Raw genomic sequence first — 19,682 nt, 5'->3', positions numbered from 1 at the left:
TTGGCTTTGCATTTCGTAATCGGCCGCTCGGGGAGCGGCAAGTCGGCGCATCTGCTGAATGAGATCCGGCAGAGGCTGGAGACTCAGCCCGAAGGTCCGCCGATGATTCTGCTCGTGCCCGAGCAGGGGACGTTCCAGGCGGAGCACGCGCTCGTCACCTCGGAGCGGCTGTCGGGGATGCTGCGGACGCAAGTCCTGAGCTTCCGGCGCCTCGCGTACCGCGTTATGCAGGAGACCGGCGGCACGGCGCTCACGCCGATTGGAGAGGAAGGCAAGAAGATGCTGCTGTACAAAATTTTGCAGCGGCGTAAGTCCGACCTGCCCCTGTTCGCCGGTGCGGCGGAGCAATTCGGCTTCATCGAAAAATTGAATGATCTGTTCGACGAGATGAAGCGGTACCGAATCCAGGCATCCGAGGTGGATGAGCATGCTGCGTTCGTCCAGGAGCATGTGGACGGCCAGCCGCTCCTGTCGGCCAAGCTGCACGATTTGTCCGCCGTGCTGCATGAGTTCGAGACAGAGCTGGAGCAGCATTATTTGGACGGCGAGGATGTGCTTGTCCGGTTGGCGGAAGGCATTCCGCACTCGGACTATGTCCGGCAGGCGGAGATATGGATTGACGGGTTCAACGGCTTCACGCCTCAGGAGTATGCCGTGCTGGCATCGCTGCTGCTGCATGCCCGCCATGTCACCGTAGCGCTCTGCCTGGATCGGCCCTACGCCTTGGGGGAGGAGCCGCATGAGCTGAACCTGTTCCATCCTACGGCGACGACTTTTCTCAAGCTGAGCAGCATCGCCGATACGCTCGGCGTCGATATGGGAGAAGTCATACAGCTGGGCGGGCAGGGCAGATTGCCAAGATTCGCTTCCTCGCCGATGCTCTCGCATCTGGAGCGCCATTTCGACCGGCGTTCGGCTTACCGCCCCGCCTCCCCCGCGGGGGAGCGGGCGGAGATTCGCATTCATGCCGCGGTCAACCGCCGCGCGGAAGTGGAAGGGGCGGCACGCGACATTTTGCGCCGGGCACAGAGCGAGGGCGTCCGCTGGCGGGAGATGGCCATCATGGTCAGGAACTTGCCGGATTACGCGGAATTGATCGATACGGTCTTCGGCGACGCGGGCATTCCCTATTTCACGGATCAGAAGCAGGCGGTGCTCCATCATCCGTTCGTCGAGATGACACGCGCCGCACTGGACATCCTGATCGGCTACTGGCGCTATGATGCGGTATTCCGCTATGTGAAGACGGACTTCGTCCTGCCGGAAGACGGGAGCGTGACGAGGGAATCCTTCGATCGGCTGGAGAACTATGTGCTGGCCTGCGGCATCGAGGGCTCGAAATGGACGAATGGACGCCCGTGGCCTGCCGAACCGCGGCAGTCGCTGGATCCTGACGATCCGAACGCCGCCGAGACGGCCGAGGGCGTGCCAGAGCAGGCCCCGGAATGGGCGGAGCAGTGCCGCCGCCGGATTGTCGAGCCTCTCTCCGCGCTGCAGCGATCGCTCACGCGGAGCCGGAATGTGCAGGAGATGTGCGAGGCACTGTACACGTTCTGGATCCGTCTGGGGGTGCCAGACAAGCTGGAGCGGATGAGTCAGGAGGCGCTGCTGGACGGCGACGTGCAGCGTTCCCGGGAGCATCGCCAGATCTGGGGGGAGATGCTGGATATTTTGGACCAGATGGTTGAGATGCTGGGCGGAGAGAAGATGCCGCTCGAGCTGTTCGCTGGAATGCTGGAGACCGGCTTCGAGAGCGTGAAGCTGGCGCTCGTGCCTCCCGCGCTCGATCAGGTGCTGATCGCGTCTATGGATCGGACCCGTTCGAGCCAGATTAAGCATTTGTACGTGCTCGGAGTCAACGACGGGGTGATGCCTGCGCGCCCGATAGAGGATGGGCTGCTGACCGAGTATGAGCGGGATCTGCTGCTCACGATCGGGATGGAGCTGGCGCCCGGCATTCGGCGCAAGCTGCTGGACGAACGCTTCGTCATTTATCATGCCTTCACTTCTCCGAGCGAGAGCTTGTGGCTTAGCTATGCGCTGGCCGACGAGGAAGGCCGCTCGCTGCTCCCTTCGGAGACGGTGCGGCAGATCCGGGGGCTATTCCCGGGCATGCAGGAGGAGCTCCTGTTGGCGGAGCCGAATGAATTTGTACCCGAAGCGGATCAGGCCGCTTTCATCGCCTATCCGGAAGCGGCGCTTAGACAATTAATCGCCCGACTGAGGGAGTGGCGGCAAGGCCACCCGATCGCGAATCTGTGGTGGGATGTGTACCGGTGGTTCGCAGGGCAGCCGGCCTGGCGGGATCGGCTGAAGACGGTGCTCGGATCGCTCGCCTACCGCAACCAGGCGCAGGCGCTGACGGCCGACACGAGCCGGAAGCTGTACGGACAGCTATTGCGGACGAGCGTGTCCCGCATGGAGCGGTTCGTCGCCTGCCCGTTCTCGCATTTTGCCTCCCATGGCTTGAAGCTGAAGGAACGAAGGCTGTATCGGCTGGAGGCGCCGGACATCGGCCAGCTGTTCCATGCGGCGCTAAGCCGCTTCGCCGGCGAGCTGCAGGCCCAGCACCGCTCCTGGGGGGAGCTGACGCCCCAGGAATGCGAGGCGGAAGCGGATCGCATCGTCGATCTGCTGGCTCCCCGGCTTCAAGGGGAGATTCTGCTCAGCTCCGAGCGGTACGGCCATATATCGGGCAAGCTGAAGCGCATCGTCGGACGGGCCGCGGCCGTGATGGGCGAGCATGCCAAGCGGGGGCATTTCGAGCCGGCCGCGCTGGAGATGGATTTCGGTCCCGACAAGCCGCTGCCGCCCCTCCGCTTCACGCTGGACAATGGCTGCACGATGGAGATTATCGGCCGCATCGACCGCGTCGACAAGGCGGAGGGGGAGAAGGGCGTCCTGCTGCGGGTAATCGATTACAAGTCGAGCCAGACGGATCTGGCTCTCCATGAAGTGTATTATGGGCTGTCGCTGCAGATGCTGACCTATTTGGATGTGCTCCTTACCTATGCGGAGGAGTGGCTCGGCACGGAGGCGATTGCTGCCGGAACGCTTTATTTCCACGTGCACAATCCGCTCCTCCAGGCGGCCAACGGCTTGAATGAGGAGCAGGCTTACGAGCAGCTGCTCAAGCGATTCAAAATGAAAGGGCTCGTCCTGGCCGACCGCGAGACCGTCCGCCTCATGGACGGCTCGGTGGAGCAAGGGCATTCCCAGGTGCTTCCGCTGGCGGTGAAGGCGGACGGATCGTTCTACAGCAATTCCTCCGTCGCTACGGAAGAGCAGTGGGAGCTCCTCCGGGGGACCGTCCGTTCGGTCATCCGGGATATCGGGACGCGCATCACGAACGGCGATGTGCTGATCGAACCGTACCGGAGCGGCACGGCGACGGCATGCGATTTTTGTTCCTACAAGCCGGTCTGCCAATTCGACGAATTGGTTGACGGCAATCAATATCATCTGTTGCCGCGACTGGGCAAAGACGAAGCATGGGCGAAGCTGAAGGGAGGCGAAGCGGACGATGGACAAGAACCGCGATGAACGGAATAGCAGCGAATACGAGAACGGAAGCGAGGCCGGCGGGAGCTCCCGCTTGCGGTCAGCCGCTGCCGCCGGCGGAACTGCGGACTTGCCGCCAGCCGCTGCCGCCCGGGAGGATGGTGAAGCGCGCGTCCTGACAGCCGAAGCGGCGTCTGTGGGAGAAGCGACTGCAGAGCTGCCGCCGAGGCCGGCCGAGAGCACGTGGACCGAGGAGCAGTGGCAGGCGATCGTCGACGGCGGCGAGAACATTTTGGTCGCGGCGGCAGCCGGCTCCGGGAAGACGGCAGTATTGGTCGAGCGCATCATCCGCCGCATCAGCGACGAGTCGGCGATGCTGCATGTCGATCAGCTGCTTGTCGCCACCTTCACGAAGGCGGCCGCAGCCGAGATGCGCGAGCGGATCCGCTTGGCGCTGGAGCGCAAGCTTGAGGCGAGCCCGGATTCGGAGCATTTGCGCCGCCAGCTCGCGCTGCTGAACCGCGCCTCGATTACGACGCTGCACTCCTTCTGTCTGGAGGTTATTCAGCGGCATTTCCAGGCGGTTCAGTTGGATCCGGCCTTCCGGGTCGCGAACGAGACCGAGATCGAGCTGCTGCGCCAGGACGTGCTGGAGGAGCTTTTTGAAGAGCGCTATGCCAGCAAGGAACCGGCCTTTGCGCGGATGGTCGATTGGTTCAGCGGAGAGCGCAATGACGAAGCCGCCTTTCGGCTCGTCCACCGGCTCTATGATTTCTCCCGCAGCCATCCGTGGTCGGAGGAATGGCTGGACAGCATGACGGCTTCGTTCAGCCCGGCGGACATCGAAGAACTGGGCCGCTCCCCATGGGCGGACAGCATTATGGCGGCGGCGCGGTTGACGCTGAACGGCATCGTCGAGCTGCTGCGCCAGGCAAACTCGCTGACGACGGCTCCGGGCGGTCCGGAGCCGTACCGCGCCGCACTGGAGCAGGAGCTGGCCGGAGCGGCCGCGTTGGCAGATGCGGCCTCGTCCGTCCCGTGGGAGCGGATGCATGAGTCGTTCGGGCTGCTGAGCTTCGGACGGCTGGCGGCCTGCCGCGGGGATCAATACGACAAAGAGCTGCAGGAGCAAGTGAAGCGTCTGCGCGATCAGGCGAAGAAGCGCCTGCAGCAGGTGCGCGACGAGCTGTTCCGCCGGACGCCGGAGCAGTTCCTGCAGGAGCTGCATGCGATCCGGCCGGTGCTCGAAGCGCTGACTTCGGTCGTCAGCGAATTCGGTGCCCGGTTCGAGGCGGCCAAGCGGGCGAAGGGATGGCTTGATTTTGCCGATTTGGAGCATTACTGCCTGCGCATTTTGCGCGATCCTTCCTCCACGCCGGAACGGCCAGTGCCGTCCGCAGCGGCGCTGCTGTATCAGGAGCAATTTGCCGAGATATTGCTCGATGAGTATCAGGATACGAATATGGTTCAGGAAGCGATCGTGGACTTGATTACCCGGCCAGGACAGGGCAACCGGTTCATGGTAGGCGACGTGAAGCAGAGCATATACCGCTTCCGCCTGGCGGAGCCGGGATTGTTCCAGAGCAAGTATACCTCCTACGGGAAGAAAGGCCAGGGGGATGGCATCCGCATCGATCTGGCCCGCAATTTCCGCAGCCGCCAAGGTATCGTCGATACGGTCAACATGGTGTTCCGCCAGATTATGAACGCGGACGTGGCGGAGCTGACCTATGATTCCGCGGCAGAGCTCGTATGCGGGGCGTCCTACCCGTCCGCCGATGAGATCGCGGCAGAGAGCCGCCGCGATCGGGACGAGTTTGGTCTGCCGTATTTCGCAACCGAGCTGCTGCTGATTGACAAGGGCGTGCCCGCCCCGGCAGACGAGGCGGCGGAGGATGAGGACGGCGAGACGGAACGGGCGGCGGTGGATGCCGCAGAGCTGGAGACCGCGCGCCTGGAAGCGAGGGCGATCGCTTCGCGTATCCGGCGCATGACGGGAGACGAAGGGGAACCCCCTTATTTCGTGTACGACAAGGATCAGAAGCGGATGCGCCCGGTCACGTACCGGGATATGGTTATTCTGCTGCGGTCGACCCAAGCCTGGGCGCCGCTGATGATGGAGGAGCTGAGACGGGAAGGGATTCCGGCTTATGCCGAGTTCAGCACCGGTTATTTTACGGCGACGGAAGTGGAGATCGTCTTGTCTCTGCTGCGCGTCATCGACAATCCGCAGCAGGATATTCCGCTCGCCGCGGTGCTTCGTTCGCCTATCGTCGGCCTGCAGGAGGAAGATCTGGCCCGGATTCGGCTGTACGGGAAGGGCAAGCCGTTCTATTACGCGGTTATGGAAGCGGCGCGGGCGGAAGCACAGGACGGCTCTCCGGCGGCGATGCAACTGGAGCTGGAGCTTCCTCTGTCAGTGGATGAGGCCGCGGATTCGGCTCCTCGGCAAGACCGCGGGGACTGGCAAGCGAAGCTGAGCCGCTTCCTCGACCGGCTGGAGCAGTGGAGGAATGCCGCACGGCAAGGGCGGCTGTCCGAATTGATCTGGCAAGTGTACCGGGAGACAGGGTACTACGAGTGGGTCGGGGGGCTGGCTGGCGGCCTGCAGCGCCAGGCGAATCTGCGCGCCCTGTATGATCGCGCCCGGCAATATGAATCGTCTTCAATCCGGGGACTGTTCCGTTTCCTGCGGTTCATCGACCGGATGCGGGATACCGGCGGGGACCTTGGGACGGCCCGCGCGCTCGGGGAGCGGGAGGACGTCGTCCGCATTATGACGATTCACAAGAGCAAAGGGCTCGAATTCCCGGTCGTCATCGTCGCGGGGCTGTCGAAGCGGTTCAATCAGCAGGATCTGAACGCGTCCTTCCTGATGCACAAGCATCTCGGCTTCGGACCGAAGTACATCGATGAGGAGAAGCGGGTCGCTTACCCGACGCTGCCGAATCTGGCCATTCGCCGGCAGATGAGGCTGGAACTGCTGGCCGAGGAGCAGCGCGTGCTTTACGTGGCGCTCACCCGGCCGAAGGAGAAGCTGATTCTGATCGGCACGGTGCAGGATGCGGAGAAATCGATTCGCAAATGGGGCGAGGCGCTTGATGTCGAGCGGCTGTTGCTGCCGGATTATGTGGTGGCGGAAGCCCGATCGTATCTCGACTGGATCGGGCCTGCGATCATCCGGCACCCGGCTGCGGCTGAGTGGCGCCGGTATGCCGGCCTGCCGAACCGGAACGGGGTATGCCTGCTGGATGATCCGTCCCGGTGGCAGCTCGCGTTGGTGCCGGCATCCGTCATTGCGGCGGACGAGCGTCTGGCGGAGATGCCGGTAGATGAAGAGCGGATGCGCCGCATGAAGGCGCTGCGCTGGCTGGAGACGGAGGATTTCCCCCGCTCCGCATGGGCGGAGCAGATTGGGGAGCGGCTATCCTGGCGCGATCCGCACCGCATCGTGACGCTGCTGCCGTCGAAGACATCGGTTACGGAGATGAAGTGGCTGGCCGCTTCCGATGACTGGCCGCCGGAGGACTGGCTTGGCGCTCCGGCCGGGCCGGAAGAAGAAGCGGTTGAGACGGCGTCGGAGCTCGGTGGCCTAGAGGCCGTGGATGCGGCAATAGGCGGCACTGAACCGGCCGCTGCGGCGGGAGCGGCTGCAGGCGGCGATCAGGCGGCGTCCGGACCGTATTCCGATCCGTCCCGCACCTTGTATTTGCGGCGTCCGAAGTTCATGGAACGGCGCGGCATCACGCCTGTCGAACGGGGGACGGCCTATCATCTGCTGATGCAGCATCTTCCGCTGGATCGCCCGCTGACGGCGGCCGAGGTGAATCATACTCTGGACGATCTGGTAGCCCGGCTAATTATGACCCGGGTACAGGCGGATGCGCTGGATGCGGAGAGCGTCGCCGCTTTCCTCGACAGTGAGGTCGGCCGGCAGCTGGCTGAAGCGTCGTGGGTGAAGCGGGAGCTGCCGTTCAGCTATGGCCTGACAGCAACGGAAGCGTACACGATCGAGGGACTTCGCCGGCGCGAATCGGTAACGGCCGCGGCCGAAGCGCTGGGAAGCGGGACTGCTTCCGCATCGGGGAATGAGCCGCGCTTCGTCGCGACCCCGGCCTTCGCCGCGATGGATTCATCCGGGCAGCTCGATCAAGAGACGGTGCTCGTGCAAGGGATTATTGATTGCCTGTTCGAATGGAACGGCGAGCTGGTTCTGCTCGATTACAAGACGGATAAAGTGTTGGCCCATCGGGGCGGTCTGCGCGGGCTGACGGAGCATTACCGGTTCCAGCTGGAGCTGTATGCGCGGGCGATTGAAGAGATATGGAAACGGCCGGTGAAGCGGAAGGTGTTGTACTTCTTTGACGCAAAGCAGGCTTGCGAGCTGTAAGCGGAGCGGCGGGCGGCTACGGCCTCCCGCAGTATCCTGTGTCTTCTCCTGCTCCTGCGGCCTTCCTTGCGGCCTCCCGCGGCCTTGTGTGGCCTCCTAGGGCCTTCTGTGGCTCTGTGGCCTCCTAGGGCCTTCTGTGGCTCTGTGGCCTCCTAGGGCTCCTGAGGCCGCCTGCACGATGTCCCGCGCTCTGCGCTGCTCCTGCGCAAGTCCTAGCGGGGGCAGGGATAGCCTTCGTGTTGCGGGCGTCGTTCGGCCCGGCGTAAGGCTGGGGTGGCGGCAGAGCCGCTCAGGTTGGGCGGCGCTTCTATAGTTGGTTTGATTTCGTATGGCGAGGAAGGTGATAGATTCATGCGTATTTTACATACCGCGGATTGGCATTTTGGGCGGACGCTGGAAGGGCGGAGCCGTCTGGAGGAGCAGGCGGCGTTCGTAGACGAACTGGTTGCGATGACCGAGGAGGAGGGGATCGATCTCGTTCTGATCGCGGGGGATGTCTATGATTCGGTCAATCCTCCGGCTGCCGCGGAGCAGTTGTTCTATGAGGGAGTGGCCCGCTTGTCGGACGGGGGCCGCCGCCCGATCGTCATTATTTCCGGCAATCATGACCATCCGGAACGGTTATCTGCCTCGGCCCCGCTCGTCAGGGAGCGGGGCGTTGTCCTTATCGGGCAGCCGACGCTGGATGCGGTCGTCGTGCCGTGCGCGCGGACGGGGGAGGAAGCGGTCATCGCTGCCCTGCCGTACCCGTCGGAAGCGCGGCTGGGCGAGCTGTTGTCGGATGAGGCCGAGGAGCAGGCGGTGCGCCGGGCCTACAGCGCCCGCGTGTCGCAATTGCTGGCTCGGCAGGCGCAGCGGTTCCGGCCCACGGCGGTCAATCTCGCCATGAGCCATCTGTATGTGCTGGGCGGGGCGGAGTCCGACTCGGAGCGCCCGATTCAGGTCGGGGGCGCCTATACGGTCGATCCGACCGCCTTCGCCTGCCAGGGCGCGCCGGCCGTGCCCCAATATACGGCGCTGGGGCATTTGCACCGGCCCCAGTACGTCAAGGGCCCGGGAGTCATCCGCTACAGCGGGTCCCCACTCGCTTACAGCTTCTCGGAGGCCGGTCAGGCGAAGTCGGTGACGCTGCTCGATCTGGCGCCCGGCGCGGAAGCGGTGCCCGAGGAGCGCTATCTGTCGTCCGGCCGTCCGCTTGCGGAATGGAATGCCCGCGGAGGCTATGAGGAAGTGATGCGCTGGATCGAGGAAGGGCGCGACAGCCGCGCCTGGCTGGATGTGAGCCTGACATTGACCGAGGCGCTGACGATGGAGCAGATTCAGAAGCTGCGCCGCGCCCATGACGGCATCGTTCATATCCGGCCGGTATATGCGGAAGCGGAACGGGAGACGGAGGACGAGGTGCGACTGAGCGAGCTGCCGGTGCAGGAGATGTTCCGCCGCTTCTATGAGCGGCAGACCGGCGGCGCTCAGCCGGATGACGCGCTAGTCGCCTGCTTCCTCGAACTGATTGAGCCTGAAGCAACTGAGAAGGAGGAGAGCGCATGAAGCCAATCGAATTAAGGCTGGCTGGACTTCAGAGCTACCGTGATGAGCAGCGGATCGATTTCGAGAAGCTGTGCGAGACCGGGCTATTCGGCATTTTCGGTCCGACGGGAAGCGGCAAATCCTCCATTCTCGACGCGATGACGTTGGCGCTGTACGGAAAGGTCGAGCGTGCGGCCGGCGGCACGCAAGGAATTCTCAACCAGATGGAGAACATGCTGTCGGTCTCCCTCACCTTCGCTTTGCACGGCGCAGCCGGCAAGCGCACGTTCCGGGTCGAGCGGCGCTTCAAGCGCACCGGCGACGTGACGGTGGGCAGCACCTTGACTCGCTTCATCGAGCTCCGTCCGGAAGGCGATATCGTGCTGGCGGACAAGCTGGGTGATGTGAACCGCTGCGTGGAAGAGCAAATCGGGTTGAAGATGGACGATTTCACGCGGGCGGTCGTGCTGCCCCAGGGGAAATTCGCCGAGTTCCTCTCCTTGAAGGGAAGCGAGCGCCGTCAGATGCTGCAGCGGCTGTTCTCCCTGGAGAAATACGGCGATGAGCTGGCCGCCCGGTTGGCCCGCCGCGTGAAGGAAACGGATGTCCGCTTGAAGACGTGCCTGGCCGAGCAGCAAGGGCTGGGCGACGCCTCCGCAGAAGCGGTCCGTGAGGCGGAGACATTGCTGGTCGCTGCGGTGCGCCATGCTGAGGAGGCTAGAGCCGCCCGTCTGGAAGCGGAACGGGTTCACCGTGAGCTGACCGAGCTGCGGGAACGCCTTCAGGAGCAGGAGCGGTTGCTCGCCAGACGGGGCGAATTGGAGCAGGAGGCGCCGAAGCGCGCGGCGGATCGGACGGAGCTGCAGCGGGCACGGGAGGCGGAGGCGCTGCTTCCTTATGTAAATGAGATGAAAGAGCTGGAAGGGCGACTCCAGAAGGCGGCCGCCGGTCATGAGGCGGCCCGGGACGCCGCCGCAGCAGCTGCGGAGCGGGCGGCGCAGGCGATTCGGGCGGCCGATGATACGCTCCGGCGCAAGGAAGCGGAGGAGCCGGAGCTGATGAGCCGCCATGCCCGCCTGCAGGAAGCGGTCCGCCTGTATCAGGACAGTGTGCGGCTGCGGGAAGAGGCGGAGCAGTGGACTGCGAAGCGGACCGAGGCCGCCGGCCGGGCAGGGCTGGCGGAAGCGGAGGCGGCCCGGGCCCGCGAGATGCTGCGCAAGGCGGCCGATCGGCAGGCGGAACTGCGCGAAGCGATGCAGGCGCGGGAGAAGCCGCCAGAGGAACGCGACCGGTTCCAGCAAGCTGTGAGCGAGCGGCAGCTGCTGACCGTGCAGTACGACCGGTGCCGGGAGCAGGAGGACAGCTGCGGCAAGCTGGCCGCTCGGGCGGAGCAGGCCGGGCAGACGTGGCTCGAACTGCTGCAGACGTTAACCGGCCATGTGCTGGCCGGACAGGCGACGGCGCTGGAGGGCCGGCGGATCGAATCGGCGTGGCAGCGGCTGCATGCGCAGGCAAGCGATGCGCTGGAGGAAGCGGAACGCGAGCTGGCGGCCGCGAGGGAGCGGCAGTGGCAGCAGGCAGCCGAGGAGATGGCGGCCAAGCTGGCTTCCCGGCTGGAGGATGGGCAGCCCTGCCCGGTCTGCGGCTCGACGTGCCATGCTCATCGGGCGCAGATGCCTTCCGCTTCGGAAGCGGTCCGCGAAGGTTGGACGGAATGGGAGGAAGCGAGAGACAAGCGGCGGGAGGCCGTGAGACTGGCCGAGCAGGGCAAAGAGCGCTGCGCCGGCGCGGTGCATCAATGGAGCGAGCGGATGGCGGAGCTGAACAGCCGGCTCCGGCCGATGCTTCGCCTCTGGGAAGAGGGCGCTGCCTCCCTGCCGTCAGCGGAGGCGCAGATGGCGGCGGCCTTGGAGGAAGGCGTTCCGGTACCGGGTGAGCCGGACGGCCCTAGCGGCCCGGGCGGGCAAGAAGCGGATGAAGCGGATGCCTCCTGGGAGGCGGCGATATTGAGCCTCCAGGAGCGGGCCGCTGCCTGGGAACGCGGCATGGAGCAGAGTCTGAACCGGATTACAGATAGCCAATGGGAGCTGCAGCAGACCTGGTCGGCATTTGAAGCGGCCGAGGCCGCCCGGCGGGAAGGCGAGGCCGAATGGAAGCGGGCAGGGTCCGAATATGCCCGTTCAGCGGAGCGGTGGGCAGCCAGGTATGAGCCGGCCGGCTGGAGCTTGGGGGAGATGGAGGCGATCGCAGAGCGGTGGCGTGAGGATGAAGCGTTCGTGAACGAGTGCCGGGCCCGGCTGGACAAAGGGGCAGTCTATGTCGAGGATATGCAGCAGCGGCTGCGTCAGCTCGAAGCGGAGAGCCAGCAGGCGGAGATGCAGCGCGTTCAGGCAGAGTCCGAGCTCAATGGTGTCAACCGGCTGCTGTCTGAGTACGGGCAGCGCCTGGAGCCGTGGGCAGGCGGCCCACCGATTGAACGGCAGGCCGCAGAGGCGGAGGCGCAGCTGCACGCGCTGCGGGAACATGCCGCCCGTACGGCGAAAGAGGCGGAAGCAGCACGCCAGGCCCAGGGAGAGGCGGAACGGATCGCGGCGCTGACGGAGCAGCAGCGGACCGATCTGGGCGAGCGTGCGGACGTTGCGCGAGAGCGTCTGACGGTGAAGCTTGCGGCTTCCTCGTTCGAGGCTGCCGATGAAGTGATGGCGGCGCGCCGCGGCCCGGAACGCTGCCTGGAGCTGGAAGGCGAGCTGGCGGCATATGACGAGGAACTGCGCGATCTTCAAGCGCGGTTGACCCGGCTGGAGGAGCAGCTAGGCGGCCGTACGGTCTCCGCCGTGGAGTGGCAGGAAGCGAAGGAGCAGTGGGAGCTGGCGGTCGAACGCGATGAAGCGGCGCTCGGAAGCCGTGCCCGAGCCGAACGCGACGCCGAGCATATCCGAAGCAAGCATGAGCGCTGGATGGTGCTCGAGGGCGAGCGGGTGCGCGCCGAGGAGCAGTTGGGAAGACTCCAGCAGCTGCAGAGCATATTCCGGGGCAACGCCTTCGTCGAGTTCATCGCGGAGGAGCAGTTGATGCAGGTAAGCCGGGCAGCGTCGGAACGGCTGAAAAGCTTGACCAAGCAGCGGTATGCGCTCGAAGTCGATTCGGGAGGCGGCTTCGTCATCCGGGACGACGGCAATGGAGGCATCCGGCGGCCGGTATCTACGCTGTCCGGAGGCGAGACCTTCCTGACCTCCTTGGCGCTGGCGCTGGCCTTGTCGGCCCAGATTCAATTGCGGGGAATGTATCCGCTCGAATTTTTCTTCTTGGATGAAGGGTTCGGTACGCTCGACCCCGAGCTGCTCGACACCGTCGTCACCGCGCTGGAGAAGCTTCATCATGATCGGCTGGCAGTCGGGGTTATCAGCCATGTGCCTGAGCTTCGGGCCCGCTTGGCGCGCAAGCTGACCGTGCTGCCGGCGGAGCTGACCGGTTCGGGTTCCCGCATTCAGATGGAAGAAGCGGATTGAAGCGGTGCGATCGAACGGGATGTGATGTTCGTCACAGTAACAGTTATGACCCGCTGTTATAATACAGATAGCCGACATCTTATCCAATGGCACCTCGATGACCGTACTGCTTCTGCAAGCCGTGCGCGCTCTCTGCAGCCGCATTTCGCTTGCAGGTGCACTACGTTCATAGCGTCCGTGACGCTGCCCGCTTGCTAGCGGGGGACGAGGTGCTCTTTTTTTTGTTTTGCAAAGCATATGCTTCGAGTTAAGTAAGCCTCCGGGTGCTGACAGCCGTTTTTTTGGATACCGCCATGATTGGAGCCGTTCCCTCCTCTGCACCTCTGGGCGATTGGGCAATACAGTATCGTATAGTAATAGTTCGTGCAGAAAGCGGGAGAGCGTAATGGAGAAGAAGGTTACGGGCGTGAAGCCGATTGTCAAGCTCCCGTTGAGAAGAAAGGGGACGCGGCGGGAGAGAAGCACCCGATGTAAGAACTGTGCATTAAGCATATTCACCGTACGTAGAAGGTTCACACACAAGCCGGCTGCTGTTATTACGGCGTTGTGGAGTGTGTGGACGAGGAGCATCTTCACCTTGCGGTTCCGGCGGGGCGATGGATGCATTACGGGGGAGCGGCGGCTTCGATGGGTCGCGCCTATGTGCTGTACGGATATTATGGCGAGGTTATCCCAGATATTACCCGGGCAATTATTACGGCGGCTATTATCCGGGGTGTTACCCACTCGGCTACGACCGGCCGTTCAACCGGGTGATTTTGCCGCTGATTGCGCTGACGCCTTTGGCGCTGCTGCCGTATTAGTGTTTGGTGAAGGCCTGCCTGCTTCGAGCGAACCACTGCTCCAGACAGGCCTTCTTTTACGTCCCGGATGCATTTAGCGCGGCGATCCAATCAACGATCGTGCCGACTGTTTCCTGAATTTGCTCATCGTCTGATATAGTCGCCCCCTTGTCCTTCTTTTGGATGCCGTAATCTCCGAACTGGGCATGATTGCCTCCCTCGATGACACGCTCCACGAAGGAATCTGGCATATAGGATTTGCTGTTCGTATACTGTTCCAGATTGAGCACCCCATCCTGGGAGCCGTAGATGGACAGAACCGGGATGTTCAGACGGCTGATGTCGCTGTTGGGGTATGAGGCCAGGAACACGATGCCTTGAACGTTGATTGTATTGTTCTTCGTATATTCAGCCGCCATCGTACCGCCAAGCGAATGACCGCCGATAATATTGATCCCGCGGGGATTCAACAGCGGAAGCGCGCGCTTGGCGCCCTGGATATCGAGCACCGCCAGGTTGAGCGGCATCTCGATAATATACGTATTGACCCCTTGGGCGGCCAAGGAGCGAGCCAGCACCGCGTAGCTTTCCGGCTGAACCAATCCTCCCGGATAGAAGATGAAGTTGGCCGCCGGCTCGGCTGTCGTCTCGAACCGCAGTACGCCGTCTTCCTTCGTGACGGTAACATCTTTGCCGGGAGCCATGGCTTGCTCCGCCTTCGTGCCCGCGGGGTAAGGGCGCAAATAGATGGCGAGAGCGGCGGCGAGCACAAGCAGGATGGCAGCGGCCCCGATAAGGATGCGAATACCTCTGCGGCGCATCGGCTGGTCAAGGGGTGAAGACATCGGGATATCCTCCTTTCAGTTGGCCCAGACCTTAGTTTTTGATATGATAACAGTATCCGAGATTAACCGACTGATCCACTATCAGATGGTGAGAACATTGAAGGAGGCCGTTCAAATGGACTGTATTTTTTGCAAAATTATCGAAGGTTCGATCCCTTCCAAAAAGGTATTTGAAAATGATCATGTCGTCGCCTTTCACGACATTACGCCACAAGCGCCGGTACATATTCTTATTATCCCCAAAAAGCATATCCCAACTATGAACGATCTACAAGCAGAGGATGCTTCCCTGATGGGGGAAATCCACCTGGCTGCACAGCAGATCGCCCGGGATATGGGGATTGCCGATTCAGGCTACCGCCTGATCAATAACTGCGGGAAAGACAGCGGACAGGTTGTGTTCCATCTTCACTACCACCTGCTGGGAGGAGAGCCGCTGGGCGCTCTGATAGGGCCTAAAGCATAACGGATTGGAAGGGGATTCCAGCCTCCGGTTCGCTATTCCTGCTTTCCGATGCATAAATGTAGATTAGAATGCGCCGCCAAGGTTGACACTCACTTTTACAATCACATATAATGTAGTTTGATAACCGTGTTGTTGTTCTTGGACGGTCTGGTCGGAGGGAGGGAAAACTGGTGTCTGAAACGAAAGTTCGCAAAAACGAGACAATCGATGCTGCACTTCGTCGCTTTAAGCGCTCCATTGCAAAAGATGGCGTATTGGCTGAAGTTAAAAAGCGTAAGCACTATGAAAAGCCAAGCGTTAAGCGCAAGAAGAAGTCCGAGGCTGCCCGCAAGAGAAAGTTCTAGGAGGAATACGCAACAATGGATCTTAGCCAAAGATTGAACGAAGATATGAAGCAAGCGATGAAAAGTCAAGACAAGTTCAAACTCTCCACCATCCGGATGGTACGTTCAGCGATCAAGAATGTTGAGATAGATGTTAAGAGAACTTTGAATGACGATGAAGTGCTTGAGATTCTAGGTCGTGAAATCAAACAGCGGAAAGATGCCCTCCAACAATTTGAAAGCGCAGGTCGAGACGATTTAGCTGATTCATTGAAAGACGAGATCGAGATTTTGACGCAGTATCTTCCTGCCCAACTTTCCGAAGAAGAAATTAAAGAGATTGTACAGAAGGCTATCCAAGAGACCGGTGCTTCTTCGAAAGCCGACATGGGGAAATTGATGGGTGCCCTGATGCCGAAGGTAAAAGGGCGCGCCGACGGAAAGCTGGTCAATACGATAGTTCAACAATATCTGCAGTAAGCGTCTTTGACAGCCTTATGTAACGTGACAAAAACACTCCTTTTTTCAAGAAAGGGAGTGTTTTTTTCTAGCGATTTCCTGGAACGGACGGGAGGATTGTCACGTATTACTACATAGACTGAACTGAATAGGGAAGGGGGTACACTAGAGAAATGAAACACCCGTTTAAGCATCGATTTGCAGCCATAGGCATCCTATGGCTGATGGCCGCAGCTGTTCTGCTCGGCATGCTGGGACCCGTCGTCTCGTCCGTTCAGGCCGAGGGAGAAGCGGGCAAGGGCAGCGCGGTCGTTATTCCAATCAAGGGGACGGTCGATCCGGTCATGAAGTCTTTCCTGTTCCGTGCGCTTGATGAGGCGGAGCAGCTTCAGCCGGACGCTGTCATTTTCGATATGGATACTCCTGGGGGATATGTAGATGTATCGATGGAGCTTAGCCAGCGGATCATTGGGAGCCCTGCGCGGACGGTCGTGCTCGTTCACGGCAAGGCGGCTTCGGCGGGCAGCTTCCTGGCCCTCAGTGCGAACGAAATCGCGATGACCCCGGGAAGCGCTATCGGATCTGCGGCACTGGTCGATTCGTCTCACAAGTATGTGGATGATCCGAAGGCCGTCGCGCTGTGGGTCAGCCAGATGGTATCGGCCGCAGAGAAGAATGGCCGGGATACCGGTGTCGCTACGGCGATGGCGGATCTGCAGGCCAAGATGGAGCTTCCGCAGTTGAACCGCACGAAGCAGCCGGGCGAGGTTCTCTCCCTGAGCGTCAACGAGGCGAAGCAGGCTGGATATTTGGAATATGAAGCCTCTTCCGTAGAGGACTTGCTGTCCAAAATGAATCTCGGCGGGGCCCAAGTCATCCGCATCGAGCCTTCGGGCGCGGAACGGCTCGCGGCCTATCTCGTAACACCGGCGATCGCTACGCTGTTGCTGTTCCTTGGCATCGCGGGCGTCGCGATTGAGCTCATCGTGCCGGGCTTCGGGGTTCCGGGCATCCTCGGGATCCTCGGATTCGGTCTATACTTTTTCGGGCATTTTATTGCCGGTCTGGCGGGGGTGGAGACCATCGTATTACTACTGATTGGGTTAGTACTGCTGGCGCTGGAGATGTTCATTCCAAGCTTCGGGATTCTGGGCATCCTGGGTGCGATCAGCTTGATTTCCGGGGTCGTCCGCGCGGCCTACGATACGGGGAACGCGCTCATGTCCTTGGGCATCGCCTTCGTCGCAGCCGTTGTTGTCGTCGTCATTATTGCCCGCGTCTTCAAGCATCGCGGCATCTGGAACCGGTTCATCCTCAAGGATGCGCTTACGTCGGAGCAAGGCTATGTGTCAAGCACCGATCATATGGAGCTGATTGGCAAGGTCGGGAAGGCGCTTACGCCGCTTCGTCCGTCAGGGACCATCCTGCTCGACGGCCATAAATATGATGTTGTGGCGGATGGCGCTTTTATCGCGAAGGATGAACAGGTCGTTGTCGTGATGACGGAGGGGGCGCGAATTGTCGTCAGCCCGCATGAAAGCTCTTGAGAGAGAGGAAGTTTCAGTGTCCCCAGTTTGTTCATTGACCCTGGAACGCTTTCATTGTATCGTTGAAAAGAATTGACTGCCGCTAGACGGCAGTCCCTGCATTTACATATTACAATTGGAGGTATGACTGCGTATGGATCCAACGATTGTCAGCACCCTGTTAATCGGGGCGCTCATTGTTATTGCTCTGAGTGTGTTTTTCAGCTTTTTCCCGGTTATGCTTTGGATATCCGCCATTGCATCCGGAGTCCGCATCGGCATCATCACGCTCGTGGCGATGCGTCTGCGCCGGGTTACGCCAAGCCGGATCGTCAATCCGATGATCAAGGCGACGAAGGCGGGGCTTGGACTGTCCATCAACCAACTGGAGAGTCATTATCTTGCCGGAGGTAATGTTGACCGGGTTGTCAACGCCCTTATTGCGGCGCAGCGGGCCAACATCAGCCTTGAATTCGAGCGTGCGGCCGCGATTGACTTGGCGGGCCGCGACGTTCTGCAGGCCGTGCAAATGAGCGTTAACCCGCGTGTTATCGAGACGCCGATCGTCGCCGCCGTGGCGAAGGACGGCATCGAGGTCAAGGTTCGTGCCCGCGTTACAGTTCGGGCCAACATCGACCGTCTCGTCGGGGGTGCCGGGGAAGAGACGATCATCGCCCGCGTCGGCGAAGGTATCGTTACAACGGTCGGATCGAGCTCCTCGCACAAGGATGTCTTGGAGAATCCCGATCTCATTTCCCGAACCGTGCTTGACAAAGGTCTTGATGCCGGTACCGCGTTCGAAATTCTGTCCATCGATATCGCCGATATCGACGTAGGCAAGAACATCGGCGCGCATCTGCAGACCGAGCAAGCGGAAGCAGACAAGCGCATTGCTCAGGCGAAGGCCGAGGAGCGCCGCGCGATGGCGGTTGCGGAAGAGCAAGAGATGAAGGCCCGCGTCATCGAGATGCGCGCCCGTGTCGTTCAGTCCGAATCCGATGTTCCGCTCGCGATGGCGGATGCCCTTCGCACTGGCAAGCTCGGGGTCATGGATTACATGAACCTGAAAAACATCGAGGCTGACACCCGTATGCGCGGCACGCTCGGCAAAATGGGCGAAAACGGCAGCGAAAACAAATCGGAAAGCTAGGCGATGAGCCATGGATATCTTTGAAAAGGTATTGCGTTTTCTGTTGAACAACCCATTTCTGGCCGTTATTCTGATTGGCTTCGTGTTCTCCCTCTTGCGGAAGGGCAACAAACCGGCCAATCGGATGCCGAGCTTCGGCGGCGATACGGCGGGAGGACGACCGGGTTCCGAACCGGACGATCACGATGACGAGCCGCTGATGGAAGAGGAGCGGTCTTACCGGGTATATACGGAGGAGCGCAGCTCCCAAGCCGGTCTCTCCCAAGGATATGCATCCCACGAGACGGACAACATTACGTTGGAAGAGAGAATTGCCGCCATGAAGCCTTCGGTGGGTCCGGCCAGCGCCCCGCGGCATGCGGAGTCAAGCAATAAGGAATCCGCCGCTGCAGCTTCGGCAGTGATTCGCCCGGAGGAGGCGCTGAAGGGCGTGCTCTGGTCCGAGATTCTGGGACCGCCGCGGGCCAAGCGGCCTTATGGCCGCCGCTCTTCCTAAGCTGGTGCTCTACTCGGTATGAAGCGGCTTCTCGCATCGTCGGGATGTTCGTCTGTTCATGGGTTACTATGTTTTTGTTAGCCGGCTCTTAGAGCCACAAGCCAGGCCCACGCGGGGATGATGTGACGGGACACCGTACGAATCTTCGCGGGCTTGGCTTTTTTAGATGCGTGAACACAGGGAAGAGCGGGTTTTCTCGGCTCTGATTGTCGGTCTAATATACCAATCCTGCTCAAATGCAGTATTTTTATCGTGTTGAAGCGATTTGGGCGAGAATTGCTGCAAATCTGCAGCTTTTTGACCCGATTTTTGCTGAACTGCTCCATAACGAGTGATATTACTGCCGATTTGCAGGATTTCTTTTGGGGCGACTTAGTGTCGATGAAAAAGCTGTAAATTTGCAGTATTTTGGCGTTCACGCGCACGAACAAGCATCTTCTTCAATCGGATATGCCCGGAAGGGACTTGCCCATTACCGATTTCTCCTCCTTTCTTCGCCCGTTGGTCACCCCAACTCGGGAGGCTAGGTTGCCCGAGGTCCGCTGCAACCGCTGTTCGGGCGCTGCGCCAAGCCCCGAGGGGCCAGCAGCCTAGTTCCTGGCCGGGCTAGCGGACAAGCAGCGTCATGCTGGAAAGCGCCCAAGCCGCCGCAACGCGTCCCGCAATGGAGCGATGCGCCTAAGCCGCCGCAACGCGCACCTCAAAGGA

At 61.2% G+C, this 19,682-nt stretch carries 12 protein-coding genes; 11 read left to right on the top strand and 1 reads right to left on the bottom strand.

Features of this window, described 5'->3' with window-relative positions:
* The 5 genes from addB (at position 1) to DQX05_RS04415 (ending at position 13,683) form a co-directional block, all read left to right on the top strand.
* Positions 1-3,543 carry a helicase-exonuclease AddAB subunit AddB gene (addB, locus tag DQX05_RS04435; protein WP_119791202.1) on the top strand — a complete coding sequence of 1,181 codons (3,543 nt, stop codon included), beginning with the start codon at positions 1-3 and terminating at the stop codon, positions 3,541-3,543.
* Positions 3,524-7,891, top strand: coding sequence for a helicase-exonuclease AddAB subunit AddA (addA, locus tag DQX05_RS04430; protein WP_119791200.1), 4,368 nt, complete (start codon positions 3,524-3,526; stop codon positions 7,889-7,891). The genes addB and addA overlap by 20 nt, the downstream gene beginning before the upstream one ends.
* 351 nt (positions 7,892-8,242) lie before the next feature.
* Complete coding sequence (locus DQX05_RS04425; RefSeq protein WP_119791198.1) at positions 8,243-9,439, top strand: exonuclease SbcCD subunit D; 1,197 nt, start codon at positions 8,243-8,245, stop codon at positions 9,437-9,439.
* Positions 9,436-12,927, top strand: coding sequence for an AAA family ATPase (locus tag DQX05_RS04420; protein WP_119791196.1), 3,492 nt, complete (start codon positions 9,436-9,438; stop codon positions 12,925-12,927). Before DQX05_RS04425 ends, DQX05_RS04420 begins: the two co-directional genes overlap by 4 nt.
* A 555-nt stretch (positions 12,928-13,482) precedes the next feature.
* Positions 13,483-13,683 carry a hypothetical protein gene (locus DQX05_RS04415; RefSeq protein WP_147385151.1) on the top strand — a complete coding sequence of 67 codons (201 nt, stop codon included), beginning with the start codon at positions 13,483-13,485 and terminating at the stop codon, positions 13,681-13,683.
* 103 nt (positions 13,684-13,786) lie between these two features.
* Here DQX05_RS04415 and DQX05_RS04410 read toward each other — a convergent pair whose 3' ends face one another.
* Positions 13,787-14,554 (bottom strand): alpha/beta hydrolase, encoded by a 768-nt coding sequence (locus DQX05_RS04410; RefSeq protein ID WP_119791193.1) that lies wholly within the window; start codon positions 14,552-14,554, stop codon positions 13,787-13,789.
* A gap of 115 nt (positions 14,555-14,669) precedes the next feature.
* On the opposite strand from DQX05_RS04410, the gene DQX05_RS04405 reads away from it, so the two are divergent.
* The 6 genes from DQX05_RS04405 to DQX05_RS04380 all read left to right on the top strand — a co-directional run bounded on the left by DQX05_RS04405 (position 14,670) and on the right by DQX05_RS04380 (position 18,974).
* Positions 14,670-15,020, top strand: a complete 351-nt coding sequence (locus DQX05_RS04405; protein ID WP_119791191.1) for a histidine triad nucleotide-binding protein — start codon at positions 14,670-14,672, stop codon at positions 15,018-15,020.
* Between the two features lie 170 nt (positions 15,021-15,190).
* Entirely contained in the window at positions 15,191-15,364 is a 174-nt protein-coding gene (gene rpsU / locus DQX05_RS04400) for a 30S ribosomal protein S21 (protein WP_005547957.1), read from the top strand.
* Between the two features lie 15 nt (positions 15,365-15,379).
* Entirely contained in the window at positions 15,380-15,823 is a 444-nt protein-coding gene (locus DQX05_RS04395; RefSeq protein ID WP_006676232.1) for a GatB/YqeY domain-containing protein, read from the top strand.
* Positions 15,824-15,975: 152 nt separating this feature from the next.
* Positions 15,976-17,349 carry an NfeD family protein gene (locus DQX05_RS04390; RefSeq protein ID WP_119791189.1) on the top strand — a complete coding sequence of 458 codons (1,374 nt, stop codon included), beginning with the start codon at positions 15,976-15,978 and terminating at the stop codon, positions 17,347-17,349.
* A 133-nt stretch (positions 17,350-17,482) separates the two neighbouring features.
* Complete coding sequence (floA, locus tag DQX05_RS04385) at positions 17,483-18,478, top strand: flotillin-like protein FloA (RefSeq protein WP_119791187.1); 996 nt, start codon at positions 17,483-17,485, stop codon at positions 18,476-18,478.
* Positions 18,479-18,488: 10 nt separating this feature from the next.
* Entirely contained in the window at positions 18,489-18,974 is a 486-nt protein-coding gene (locus tag DQX05_RS04380) for a hypothetical protein (RefSeq protein ID WP_119791185.1), read from the top strand.
* Positions 18,975-19,682 lie beyond the last annotated feature (708 nt).

Source organism: Paenibacillus thiaminolyticus (assembly GCF_003591545.1).
GTDB classification, from domain to species: Bacteria; Bacillota; Bacilli; order Paenibacillales; family Paenibacillaceae; genus Paenibacillus_B; species Paenibacillus_B thiaminolyticus_A.
Note: the sequence above shows the minus strand (reverse complement) of the source record. Positions and strands in the feature narration are given on the sequence as shown.

Bases quoted from the DNA above. Each gene is read 5' to 3' on its own strand.
- DQX05_RS04390 (WP_119791189.1), top strand. From the start codon at position 15,976: ATGAAACACCCGTTTAAGCATCGATTTGCAGCCATAGGCATCCTATGG.
- DQX05_RS04395 (WP_006676232.1), top strand. From the start codon at position 15,380: ATGGATCTTAGCCAAAGATTGAACGAAGATATGAAGCAAGCGATGAAA.
- DQX05_RS04410 (WP_119791193.1), bottom strand. From the start codon at position 14,554: ATGTCTTCACCCCTTGACCAGCCGATGCGCCGCAGAGGTATTCGCATC.
- DQX05_RS04425 (WP_119791198.1), top strand. From the start codon at position 8,243: ATGCGTATTTTACATACCGCGGATTGGCATTTTGGGCGGACGCTGGAA.
- floA (WP_119791187.1), top strand. From the start codon at position 17,483: ATGGATCCAACGATTGTCAGCACCCTGTTAATCGGGGCGCTCATTGTT.
- DQX05_RS04380 (WP_119791185.1), top strand. From the start codon at position 18,489: ATGGATATCTTTGAAAAGGTATTGCGTTTTCTGTTGAACAACCCATTT.
- addA (WP_119791200.1), top strand. From the start codon at position 3,524: ATGGACAAGAACCGCGATGAACGGAATAGCAGCGAATACGAGAACGGA.
- DQX05_RS04405 (WP_119791191.1), top strand. From the start codon at position 14,670: ATGGACTGTATTTTTTGCAAAATTATCGAAGGTTCGATCCCTTCCAAA.
- DQX05_RS04420 (WP_119791196.1), top strand. From the start codon at position 9,436: ATGAAGCCAATCGAATTAAGGCTGGCTGGACTTCAGAGCTACCGTGAT.